Genomic DNA, 11,759 nt, shown 5'->3' with positions numbered 1-11,759 from the left:
ATTGATTCTCTTTCCTTATTAATGCTTTTGATGAATGAACATTATTCCAACGTAGCTCAGTGGTAGAGCAATCGGCTGTTAACCGATCGGTCGTAGGTTCGAATCCTACCGTTGGAGCCACTTGCTTCCATAGCTCAGTGGTAGAGCACTTCCATGGTAAGGAAGGGGTCGCCGGTTCAAATCCGGCTGGAAGCTCTCAGAAACGAACAAACACAAGGCCCGTTGGTCAAGTGGTTAAGACACCGCCCTTTCACGGCGGTAACACGGGTTCGAATCCCGTACGGGTCACCACTTATTCGGAGGATTAGCTCAGCTGGGAGAGCACTTGCCTTACAAGCAAGGGGTCGCAGGTTCGAACCCTGCATCCTCCACCATTAATTTCATAAGCCGGCCTAGCTCAACTGGCAGAGCAACTGATTTGTAATCAGTAGGTTGGGGGTTCAAGTCCTCTGGCCGGCACCACTTCTTTAGTCAAAGTGGAGGGATAGCGAAGTTGGCCAAACGCGGCGGACTGTAAATCCGCTCCCATCGGGTTCGTAGGTTCGAGTCCTACTCCCTCCACCATTTTTTTAATTGACTAAAACGGCTGACATCCATGATCAGCTATTTTTTATGAAAATAAACATTTCTTGTATAATGATCTTTAGATGGTAAATACTATTTTTGTAACTGTTGGGCCATAGCCAAGCGGTAAGGCAACGGTTTTTGGTACCGTCATGCGCTGGTTCGAATCCAGCTGGCCCAGCCATTTTTTAAAAAGATGTTATACTAGGTTTTATTTCTTGTATATGAGCCATTAGCTCAGCTGGTAGAGCATCTGACTTTTAATCAGAGGGTCGAAGGTTCGAATCCTTCATGGCTCATCTTTATATGCGGGAGTAGTTCAGTGGTAGAACACCACCTTGCCAAGGTGGGGGTCGCGGGTTCGAATCCCGTCTCCCGCTCCATACGGGGCCTTAGCTCAGCTGGGAGAGCGCCTGCTTTGCACGCAGGAGGTCAGCGGTTCGATCCCGCTAGGCTCCACTCTTTGAACCTGACATCAACAATTGATGTCAGGTTTTTTGTGTGTTTTCCTATTACATCCAAGATTCTGTGGGACGGTCATTAAAGTCATATAATGTTCGCTATTGAATGATAGAATCGAGGCTCTCAATTTTCTGGGTGATTATAAAAGATTATGATCATCCTCTTTATGTTGAGATCATCTTCCATAATATTGAAAAAGAGTGCAAACCTTGTAAACATGCATGATTACATACGTTTTCATACTGGTTATCGTATATATATGCACAAACATGTCCAGTTGAGTCATAACGTTAAAAACGGATACAATTATAGTAGAGAAAAAAGGAGGAACTTTGATGAATAAACAGCTTTCAGTAATCGGTGTACCTATGGATCTTGGACAAATGCGCAGAGGCGTGGATATGGGGCCAAGTGCTATTCGTTATGCGGGTATGATTGAACGTCTAGAGCAATTGAAATATAACATTGAAGATCTAGGGGACATTGAGATTCCTCGTCCAAAACAAAATACAGATGTGAAACAGGATAATTTACGTAACTTGAATGAAATTGCTGAAGGAAGCCGCCGCCTTGCAAAAGCGGTAGATGAAGTCGTAGAAAATAATCGTTTTCCACTTGTGCTTGGTGGGGATCATAGTATTGCTATGGGCACCTTGGCAGGAGTTGCGAAACATTATGAAAACCTCGGAGTAATCTGGTATGATGCTCACGGTGATTTGAACACAGGTGACAGCTCACCATCGGGTAACATTCATGGAATGCCGCTGGCTGTAAGTTTAGGGATCGGTCACGAGAAGCTGACAAGTATCCACGATTATGAACCGAAGATTAAGCCTGAAAATATTGTGATCATTGGTGCTCGCTCGCTCGATGAAGGAGAAAGAGTGCTTATTGAAGAGAAGGGTATTAAAGTCTATACGATGCATGAAGTAGATCGTATGGGGATGACGCAAGTGATGGAAGAGACCGTGGATTATTTGAAGGATCGTACCGACGGAGTTCATTTAAGCTTGGACCTTGATGGACTGGACCCAAATGAAGCACCTGGCGTGGGAACTCCTGTTATGGGTGGTTTGAGCTACCGTGAGAGCCATCTGGCTATGGAGATGCTGTATCAGTCAGGTATGATTACATCTGCTGAATTCGTAGAAGTAAATCCGATTCTTGATGAAAAAAATAAAACCGCTAGCGTAGCGGTAGGTTTAATGGGTTCTCTATTTGGTGAGAGCTTGAAATAAATGATCGATTCCTAACAGTAACCCGCTTTTTGTAAGGCGGGTTGCTGTTTTTTATAGGTTTCTTCATCGTATTCATTTAACAGGTGATCTAATTTTACACTCATTTGTACGACTTCCGGCGAGCTCAACTTATGGAAGCTGGCTAAACGAATCATTTCCAGACGACAAGCTTCGATTTCTTTCTTCAAAGCGGACACTCGCTTCATATTAAATTGCCTCCTAAGAAATTTTTTACATTTACAGCTTTATAACCGATACTAAAAAAAGTTAAACTTATATTAGCGAAAAAAATATTAAATTTATGAAACTTTGTGGCGAGGTCATCCGTAAAGGTTATCGACCGCACGTATAGCGGAGGTATTAGAAGATGGAAACCATGATTAAGCAAAAAATAAAAGAAGTGAAAAAAGGCAATCAATCCGCTTTCGAAGACATTGTTTCTTTTTATCAGAATAAAGTTTTTCATATTTGTCTGCGAATGGTCGGGAACTCATATGAAGCTGAAGACCTGGCCCAGGAAGCCTTTATTAGAGCCTATACGAATCTCCATACGTTTGATGAGAAAAGGAAATTCTCCACTTGGTTGTATAGGATAGCTACGAACCTGTCCATTGACCGTATCCGCAAAAAAAAGCCGGACTATCATCTGGATGCAGAAGTGAAGGGGACGGAAGGGTTAGACATGTATTCGCAATTAGCTGCCGACCAAGCTCTACCTGAAGAAGAAGTGGAAAGCCTTGAATTACAGTCATACATCCACAAAGAAATATTGGCGCTTCCTCCTAAGTATCGCAGTGTCATCGTGCTACGTTATTTAGATGAGCTTGCGCTTCAAGAAATCGCGGATGTGTTGGATATTCCAGTAGGGACAGTTAAGACAAGAGTCCACCGAGGTAGAGAGGCTTTACGTAAGAGGCTTCGACATGTGTGAAGGAGTTGAGAGGGAATGAATTGCAAGAGAGAAGCCATTGCACTTATGCATAAGTATTTAGATGGTGAATTAAATAAAGAAGAAGAAAGACGACTGAGAGATCATCTGCAAAACTGCCAAAGCTGCCAACATCACTTTCATGAATTAAAGAGAACGACCACTCTGATTAAGAATACGACGCCTGCTTCTGCGCCTCCGCGTTTTACTGCGAATGTGATGGCGAATTTGCCTAAAGAGAAGAAAAGGAAGAATTATATGCGGAAGCTTCAGAGGCATCCTCTGCTTACAGCTGCTGCCGTTTTCTTTATATTGATGTTTGGCGGCATATTTACCGAATGGAATCAGGACCAGCAAGTGACGGTCTCCAAACAGGAGAATCTGGAAATTCGTGATCATACGGTCATTGTACCGGAAGGCGTTACGGTTGAAGGGGATTTAGTTGTTAGAAATGGGGATTTGCGGATCGACGGAAAAGTCGATGGGGACATTACCCTTATCAATGGCGATATTCTTAATGAGCCCTCTGGACAAGAGGTTCGTGATGATGAGCTTGACCGCAATAATTTACGGGCCTATTCAGGAGAATTGACCGAAGTAAACCAGGTTTATGAATGGGTTTGGTATCACACGAAGAAAACATTCAAGGAGATTTTCTCATTTCAATCGGATTGAAAAAGCATGGAGGCCCAGGCTTCCATGCTTTTTTTTTGAGCAGAACCGAGCAGGAAGGGTCCTGAGAGTATAGAAACCGTGGGTCTGTCGGAAGGACGGTATGTTCTCCATATATACAGGGGAGGTTATGTGATATAATGGGAAATGTGAATTTTTAAGGTTTATTATATCTAAAAGGAAGTGTAGGCATGCTTGATGGGGGATTGGATGTTTTAGATTATTTTTTGATTACTGTGGATATCGCCCTTGTCTGGTTTGTTGTATATAAATTAATCATGCTGATCCAGGGAACGAAGGCCGTTCAGCTATTAAAAGGTATTTTCGTTATTCTGGGTATATGGTTATTGAGTAATTTATTTGGACTGACCACATTAAGGTGGCTGATGTCACAAGCGATTACGTGGGGGTTCCTCGCGATTATCATTTTGTTCCAGCCTGAACTCAGAAGAGCCTTAGAACAACTGGGACGAGGAAGCTTCTTCAGCAGGAATACTTCAGAAGAAGAAGACACCGAGAAGACCTTACAGGCAATCATTAAATCCTGTAACTACATGGCTAAACGTCGTATCGGTGCATTGATTACGATTGAACGTGATACAGGTATGGGAGATTATGTAGAGACAGGTATCCGTGTCGGTGGACATTTGTCGAGTGAATTGCTTACGAATATTTTCATACCGAACACGCCTCTCCACGATGGAGCGGTTATACTTAAGAACGATGAAATTGTCGCTGCTGCCTGTTATCTTCCACTTTCAGAGAGTCCTTTTATTTCAAAGGAACTTGGGACGAGGCACAGAGCAGCTATGGGAATCAGTGAGGTGACGGATGCATTAACAATCGTCGTTTCTGAAGAGACAGGGGCTATTTCCTGTACGAAGAACGGCGAACTGCATCGCGACCTTGATCAAGTGAAACTGGAAGAGATTTTGCGTACGGAATTGGATTACTCCGCCCCTGCGGTGAAAAGCTGGAACTGGAGGGGGAAGAAGAATGGATAATTGGTTCAAAAGTGTATGGTTTATAAGAATTATCTCTCTTATGCTTGCTGGTCTCCTCTGGGTGACAGTAAACGTGGATAACAACATGGACTCTGATTCTTTATTCTTCAACCAGTCATCCTCTGATATAGAAGTGATGGAGAACATTCCATTGGAAATCAGATTTGATAGTGAAGAATATGTGGTCAGTGGAATCCCTCAGGAAGTATCCGTCTCTGTAGAAGGGCCGACCTCAGCTGTTGCTCCTGTTTCCAGACAAAAGAACTTCACGGTTTTTGTAGATCTGAACGGACTTGGACCGGGTACACATGAGGTGTCCCTGCAGCATTCAGGGATATCCAACCAACTTGCAGTTACTCTCGATCCGAAAATCATCGAAGTAACGATTGAGGAAAAAGTGACAGAAGATTATGAAGTGAACATTGATTATATCAATCAAGGAAACATGGATAGTGCGCTTGAGCTTGGTGAACCAGAAGTGGATCCATCACAAGTTGCAATCACGGGAGCTTCTTCGGTCATTGAACGTGTAGCTTCTGTGAAAGCAATTATTGATGTTGGAGAAGCTACAGAGTCGATTGAAGCCCAGGAAGCTCCTGTTAAGGTTTATGATAATCAGGGGAATGAGTTGAATGTCCTTGTGGATCCGACGACTGTAAACGTATCAGTACCGATTTCCACACGTACGAAGAGCGTCCCATTAAGTGTGGCCGCTCGTGGAGGGAATACGGAAGGGGTACTGATTGAATCGGTCCGTACGGAAACAGAGGAAGTTACTATTTCCGGACCGAAGGAAGTACTTGATAACATTGAGACACTTCCTGAAGTACCTGTCGATGTATCGGAAGTGACAGAAAGTCAAACCGTAGAAGTCGATATTCCACTTCCTGAAGGAGTGACTTCTGTTCAACCTGAAACGATTGAAGTGGACATCGCAGTTGTTGAAGGTGAAGCAGGCGGGGACGGAAGCGGCACAGATCAACAATAAACAATCAATCTGGAAAATATAGATCAATGGAAAGTATAGAAAGAGAGGTCGAATGATTATGGGTAAATATTTTGGCACAGACGGCGTACGAGGCGTCGCGAATAAGGAGTTAACACCGGAACTTGCATTCAAACTTGGCCGTTACGGTGGATATGTCGTAACCAAAGGTGTCGAACGTCCTAAGGTTTTAATTGGACGAGACACCAGGATCTCTGGTGAGATGCTTGAAGGAGCTCTCGCTGCAGGGTTACTGTCAATTGGAGCTGAGGTCATGCGTCTTGGCGTGATTTCTACACCAGGCGTAGCCTTTTTAACGAAAGCCCTTCAGGCAGAAGCGGGAATTATGATATCCGCCTCCCACAACCCTGTAGAGGATAATGGCATCAAATTCTTCGGTCCTGATGGTTTTAAATTGACCGATGATCAAGAGCAGGAAATTGAAGCATTGATCGATGCAGAGCAGGATGATCTTCCAAGGCCTTCAGGAGCGGATCTTGGTCAGATCAATGATTACTTCGAGGGTGGGCAAAAGTACTTGCAACACTTGAAGCAAACCGTTGATTACGATTTTGAAGGCCTCCACATCGCACTGGATTGTGCTCATGGAGCGACTTCATCACTGGCCTCCCATTTGTTCGCGGATCTTGAAGCAGATATTTCTTCTATCGGATCATCCCCGGATGGTCTGAACATTAATGATGGCGTTGGTTCTACACACCCTGAGCCATTACAGGATCTTGTGAAAGAGAAGAAAGCGGATGTAGGACTTGCTTTTGATGGAGATGGTGACCGTCTGATTGCGGTTGATGAAAAAGGAAATATCGTGGACGGAGACAAAATCATGTACATTTGTGCCAAGCACATGAATGAAAATGGCACGTTAAATAATTCTACAGTTGTCTCTACGGTTATGAGTAACCTTGGCTTCTATAAAGCCGTAGAAGCAAATGGAATGAAGAGTGATAAGACAGCCGTAGGGGATCGTTATGTCATGGAAGAAATGCGCCGCGGTGGTTATAACCTCGGTGGGGAACAATCCGGGCATATTATCTTCCTTGATCACAACACCACAGGTGATGGAATGCTGTCTGCCCTTCAGCTGGTCAATGTTATGAAAGAAACGGGCAAACCACTTTCAGAGCTTGCCGGTGAAATGGAAAAGTTCCCTCAAGTACTGAAGAATGTACGTGTCATTGATAAAAATAAAGTTCAAACGCATCCTAGAATCCAGGAAGCCATCCAGGCGGTGGAAGAGGAAATGGGTGGAAGTGGACGAGTTCTTGTACGCCCGTCCGGCACAGAACCACTGGTAAGGATCATGGTGGAAGCACCGACGGAAGAACAGTGTGAAAAGTATTGTGATAAAGTTGTCCAGGTCGTTGAGGAAGAGCTTGGTTTAAAGGAGTAGTTTAAGGGCTTGCGCAGGTCGCACACAGGGGTGATCTGCGCATATCCTATTACAGGCCCCTTACATTTCTGTAACGGTTTCAATTTTTATTGACCCATATGAGAGGGCTGTGTACAATTGAAAATGTCCTTGAAAAAATGTCGAAAATCATGTTTGAGAAAATCATCAATCGGAAACAGACAACAGGGACTTTATTTTGAAATAGTTAAGGAGGATCGAGGTCATTCCTTATTTATAAAGCGCCAGGACTGTGTGCTACGTCTTAAATGAACACAGTTGACGAGGTGGAGGTTCATCGAGTTTTCGGCGGATGCCTCCCGGTTGCCACACTTCAACCGCATGTCCAAATGTAAAACGGGAAGGTGACTTTCCGAACAAAACATTCTGGACGAAGTGAACAAGAATAACGGGAGAGGGGCAGCGAAATGCCCCTTTGAAATCTACGGAGCATTCGTTGCCCTTCTCTGATAACAGGAGGACAACAAATATGTGTGGAATTGTAGGATATATCGGACAGGATGATACGAAAGAGATTTTATTGAATGGTTTGGAAAAGCTGGAATACCGCGGTTATGATTCAGCTGGTATTGCCACATTAAACGAGAATGGTGTGGAAGTGACGAAAGTAAAAGGTCGTATCGCTTCTTTAAGAGAAGCTGTCGATCAAAATGTCAAAGCGACGCACGGCATCGGACACACACGCTGGGCTACACATGGCGCTCCTAGTGAAGAAAACGCGCACCCTCACCAAAGTGCTTCCGGCCGCTTTACAATCGTTCACAATGGCGTCATTGAGAACTATGTGGATGTTCGCGACGAGTACTTGAGCGGCGTGGAGTTCAAGAGTGAAACGGATACGGAAATCATCGTCCAACTGATGGAAGTACTGAATAATGAGATGAACGATGTAGCTGCAGCTTTCCGTAAAGCTGTCGAGCTTCTGACTGGTTCTTATGCGATTGCAATGATCGACCGCGAAAATCCTGATACGATTTATGTCGCTAAGAATAAGAGCCCTCTGTTAGTTGGAATCGGTGATGACTTCAACGTTGTAGCCAGTGATTCCATGGCGGCTCTTCACGTAACCGACCAATTCCTTGAGCTTGAGGATAAAGAAACCGTCATCGTTCGCCGTGATGGTGTTGAAATTCAAAAGCCGGATGGTACAAAGGTTGAGCGTGAACCATTCACAGCAGAATTGGATACTACAGATATCGAAAAAGGAACGTATCCTCACTTTATGCTGAAAGAGATTGATGAACAGCCGTTCGTCATCCGTAAAATCATTCAGGAATATCAAAATGAGAATGACGAGATCAAGCTGGACCCTGAAATCCGCCAGGCGATGAAAGACTGCGATCGTATTTATATCATCGCTGCAGGTACGAGTTACCATGCCGGACTTCTAGGGAAACAGTTCATTGAAAAACTCGCAAACATTCCAGTAGAAGTTCATGTTGCTAGTGAATTCTCATATAACATGCCACTTCTTTCTGAGAAACCGTTGTTTGTTTACATTTCTCAAAGTGGTGAAACGGCAGACAGCCGTTCTGTCCTTGTCCAAACAAAAGAACTTGGTCATCCGGCATTGACGATCACGAACGTGCCAGGGTCCACCCTTTCCCGTGAAGCAGACTATACCATGCACTTGCACGCAGGACCGGAAATCGCTGTAGCATCTACAAAAGCTTATACAGCACAAATGGCTGTTCTTGCGATCCTTGCTGTGGATACAGCACGTGCGAAGAGCATTGAGCTTGATTTCGACCCTATGCAGGAGCTTGCCATCGTGGCGACTGCTATGGAAGCTTTAACAGATCAAAAAGAAAAACTGGAAGACTTGGCACGCGAGTACCTATCTACAACGCGTAACTGTTTCTTCATCGGCCGCGGCATCGACTATTACGTCGGATTGGAAGGTTCTCTGAAGTTGAAAGAGATCTCTTACATCCAGGCAGAAGGTTTCGCTGGTGGTGAATTGAAACACGGTACGATCGCTTTGATTGAAGATGGTACACCTGTCATTGCTCTTGCCACACAGAAAAACGTCAACTACTCCATCCGTGGAAATGTCCAGGAAGTAGAGGCGCGTGGGGCAAACAGCATGATCATAAGCATGGAAGGCTTGAATAAAGATGGCGATGCTTTCGTCATTCCACATGTGCATGATCTGATGACACCGCTTGTATCTGTCATTCCATTGCAGCTGATTTCTTACTATGCAGCACTTCACCGTGACTGTGATGTGGATAAACCACGTAACCTTGCGAAAAGTGTTACGGTAGAATAAAGATTTAAGGAGCTGGTATCCGATGCGGATGCCAGCTTTTTTACTTGCCTGCATCTGGATAGGGAAAAGACAACCTGGAGAAAATAGATCTATTCGATGCAGTTAGGGGTGTCTGTTTTATATGAAGAAATATGTTATGGCTTTATTGTGCATAACCTGCATGCTAGTCGTCCATAGGCCTGTTCATGCCCAGGTGGATCAACCTAAACCCCTTGAAGAGTTCTATGCTGAATATGGATATAAATCTTTGGAAGAAGCAGTTAAAGAATTTGAGCAGCAAATGAAAAGGGGAGTAGCTCTTCCTAAGAAACTTCCATCCCTGGCATTTACTCACGTCTTAGCCAGGGTGAATCGGTTAGGTGGAAACGGGAATGTGGAATTAAATGTGGAGTATTTGAATGAGCATGTACCTGAAAATCACTTTAATGTGGACATCCGTCCGGCAAAAAATAAACTATTGATTCATGAGAAGCGAATCATAGAACAGGTGAGGCTCGAGTCTGGAGGAAAAGGAAAATTCGTGAAAGTTCCGGATTTTCACGTTTTTATTTTTGAAACGGAGGAGTTGCAGTACAGGTTGAGTATGGATCAACGCGTTACTGATCAATTTCTCCCTGATGAATTAGTGGATATAGCCAATTCCATCAAAAGTGAATGACTGTTTGAGAAACTAATGCTTTATGGAGAAAACAAAAGGGGGCCGTTCCAGGACGGCCCCCTTTTGTGTAAATGATGTTTTTCTACTCCCCGAACATATAGGTCTTATGGTGATAGGAGATTGAAAAAGCAATCCCGAGTGCCATTAAGTTTCCGAGGAGGGCACTTCCACCGTAGCTGATGAACGGAAGCGGAATTCCTGTGATTGGAAGCAGCTGTACAGACATTCCGATGTTCTGGAAAACGTGGAAAGCAATCATACTAATAATTCCGACCATCACATACGAGCTGTAGTTGCTGTTGGCCTTAAAAGCGATGGTTGTGAAGCGGTAGATCAACAAGAAGAAAAGGATGATGACGATACAAGAACCGAGAAATCCGTATTCTTCTGCGATGATACTGAAAATGAAGTCCGTTTGGGCTTCTGGTAAGTAAACTTCCCGCTCGCCGAACCCTTTTCCATACAACTGTCCGGAACCAATCGCTCTCATCGCTTTAACGAGATGGTATCCGGAAGAATCTTCATACTTGGTCGGCTGGAACCAGGAGTAGATACGCCCGAGCTGGTACTCCTTCACCCCTAAATAACGGTCAAGAAGCTCAGGGGCTTTGAGAGCAAGCCAGATCAATCCTGTTCCGAGAGCGGAGATCACAGTGAAAATCGGTAAAATGATTTTCCATGAAATGCCTGAGATCAAGACGAATCCTGCTAAGATCGCGATAAACACCAGGCTTGTCCCTAAATCCGGCTGCTGCATGATCAAAAGAACCGGCAGACCGGTCACTGCTCCTAATTTCAGCAAAAGGAACATGTCCATTTTCATTGATGAGTGGTGCTTTTGATTATGATCAACCGCAATCCGCCCAAGGGCAAGAATAGTAAATATCTTCACAAGCTCTGCTGGTTGTAAAGATAACCCCGGCATGGCGAACCAACTCTTCTGCCCTTTAATGACAGGAGCGATGGACGGTGGGGCGACGATTAGAGCAATTAAAAGAATGATACCGAATCCATATAAATACCAGCTGATTTTCTTGAAATCTTCAGGATCAACAAGGAGCATAAAGCCAATGACAATGCCACCTAGTCCATACCAGACCAACTGTTTAAGTACAAAGTTATCGTTATATTGTGTGCTCTGCTGGGCACTGAAAAGAGCGACTGCGCTGACGGCTATGAAACAACACATAATAAAAAAGAGCTGCCAATCGAATCTTTCTTCGAATTTCATTTTTAGTTATACATCCTCTCATGTTGGCGAAGCAAAAAAAGCGTGCTGTTGACTATTATAAGCACATGTAACACGTTTGAAAAGTGAACTCTTCCTTATTCTTCAATTATAAAGCATTCTTTTCGTTCACGGGCGTGAAAAAGTACGTTATGTATCAGATGAGCTCCTGATTGTGGAAGACTCAGTTTCGAGACTTTTGTTGAGTGGATGGGGGCGGAGGGGAATAGCTCGCTTTCCGCGGGAGCGCGGTGAGCCTCCTCGGACTGCGTCCTGTGGGGTCTCACCCTGCACCTTTTTCCCGCAGCCCCTAAACTCC

The 11,759-nt window shown here is 44.3% G+C and carries 10 protein-coding genes and 10 tRNA genes; 18 read left to right on the top strand and 2 right to left on the bottom strand.

Annotated elements, in window-relative coordinates:
* The first annotated feature begins 45 nt into the window (after positions 1–45).
* The 11 genes from J0K78_RS15380 to rocF all read left to right on the top strand — a co-directional run bounded on the left by J0K78_RS15380 (position 46) and on the right by rocF (position 2,264).
* A tRNA-Asn gene (locus J0K78_RS15380) sits at positions 46–120 on the top strand.
* Between the two features lie 3 nt (positions 121–123).
* Positions 124–195: transfer RNA gene (locus J0K78_RS15375), tRNA-Thr, on the top strand.
* 21 nt (positions 196–216) lie between these two features.
* Positions 217–291 (top strand) — tRNA-Glu (locus J0K78_RS15370).
* Positions 292–298: 7 nt separating this feature from the next.
* A tRNA-Val gene (locus J0K78_RS15365) sits at positions 299–374 on the top strand.
* 12 nt (positions 375–386) lie between these two features.
* Positions 387–462 (top strand) — tRNA-Thr (locus J0K78_RS15360).
* Positions 463–478: 16 nt separating this feature from the next.
* Positions 479–564, top strand: a tRNA-Tyr gene (locus J0K78_RS15355).
* 109 nt (positions 565–673) lie between these two features.
* A tRNA-Gln gene (locus J0K78_RS15350) sits at positions 674–748 on the top strand.
* 42 nt (positions 749–790) lie between these two features.
* Positions 791–863: transfer RNA gene (locus J0K78_RS15345), tRNA-Lys, on the top strand.
* 9 nt (positions 864–872) lie between these two features.
* A tRNA-Gly gene (locus J0K78_RS15340) sits at positions 873–947 on the top strand.
* Between the two features lie 3 nt (positions 948–950).
* Positions 951–1,023: transfer RNA gene (locus J0K78_RS15335), tRNA-Ala, on the top strand.
* A gap of 338 nt (positions 1,024–1,361) precedes the next feature.
* Complete coding sequence (gene rocF / locus J0K78_RS15330) at positions 1,362–2,264, top strand: arginase (protein ID WP_160916032.1); 903 nt, start codon at positions 1,362–1,364, stop codon at positions 2,262–2,264.
* Between the two features lie 11 nt (positions 2,265–2,275).
* Here the strand turns inward: rocF and J0K78_RS15325 are convergent, their stop codons facing one another.
* Complete coding sequence (locus J0K78_RS15325; RefSeq protein WP_206947825.1) at positions 2,276–2,470, bottom strand: aspartyl-phosphate phosphatase Spo0E family protein; 195 nt, start codon at positions 2,468–2,470, stop codon at positions 2,276–2,278.
* 161 nt (positions 2,471–2,631) lie between these two features.
* Between J0K78_RS15325 and sigW the strand changes: the two genes are divergently transcribed.
* From sigW to J0K78_RS15290, 7 genes are all read left to right on the top strand, one after another.
* Positions 2,632–3,195, top strand: coding sequence for an RNA polymerase sigma factor SigW (sigW, locus tag J0K78_RS15320; protein ID WP_160916036.1), 564 nt, complete (start codon positions 2,632–2,634; stop codon positions 3,193–3,195).
* A gap of 15 nt (positions 3,196–3,210) precedes the next feature.
* The gene (locus J0K78_RS15315) at positions 3,211–3,867 is read left to right on the top strand and encodes a zf-HC2 domain-containing protein (RefSeq protein WP_206947824.1); all 657 of its coding nucleotides are present in this window, start codon (positions 3,211–3,213) and stop codon (positions 3,865–3,867) included.
* A 188-nt stretch (positions 3,868–4,055) separates the two neighbouring features.
* Positions 4,056–4,868, top strand: coding sequence for a diadenylate cyclase CdaA (gene cdaA, locus J0K78_RS15310; protein WP_089652931.1), 813 nt, complete (start codon positions 4,056–4,058; stop codon positions 4,866–4,868).
* Positions 4,861–5,856: a CdaR family protein gene (locus J0K78_RS15305; RefSeq protein ID WP_206947823.1), complete on the top strand. Its 996-nt coding sequence runs from the start codon at positions 4,861–4,863 to the stop codon at positions 5,854–5,856. The genes cdaA and J0K78_RS15305 overlap by 8 nt, the downstream gene beginning before the upstream one ends.
* A gap of 58 nt (positions 5,857–5,914) precedes the next feature.
* A complete protein-coding gene (glmM, locus tag J0K78_RS15300; RefSeq protein WP_206947833.1) occupies positions 5,915–7,264 on the top strand; it encodes a phosphoglucosamine mutase in 1,350 nt (449 codons plus the stop codon).
* Between the two features lie 487 nt (positions 7,265–7,751).
* On the top strand, positions 7,752–9,554 hold the full coding sequence (glmS, locus tag J0K78_RS15295) for a glutamine--fructose-6-phosphate transaminase (isomerizing) (RefSeq protein WP_160916043.1): 1,803 nt from the start codon (positions 7,752–7,754) through the stop codon (positions 9,552–9,554).
* A gap of 121 nt (positions 9,555–9,675) precedes the next feature.
* Positions 9,676–10,212, top strand: coding sequence for a hypothetical protein (locus J0K78_RS15290; protein WP_206947822.1), 537 nt, complete (start codon positions 9,676–9,678; stop codon positions 10,210–10,212).
* 82 nt (positions 10,213–10,294) lie between these two features.
* Here J0K78_RS15290 and J0K78_RS15285 read toward each other — a convergent pair whose 3' ends face one another.
* Positions 10,295–11,443, bottom strand: coding sequence for an FtsW/RodA/SpoVE family cell cycle protein (locus J0K78_RS15285; RefSeq protein WP_206947821.1), 1,149 nt, complete (start codon positions 11,441–11,443; stop codon positions 10,295–10,297).
* Positions 11,444–11,759: the final 316 nt, after the last annotated feature.

It is taken from the genome of Halobacillus sp. GSS1, from assembly GCF_017307035.1.
GTDB classification, from domain to species: domain Bacteria; phylum Bacillota; class Bacilli; order Bacillales; family Halobacillaceae; genus Halobacillus; species Halobacillus litoralis.
This window is presented reverse-complemented; position numbering and strand designations above follow the sequence as displayed.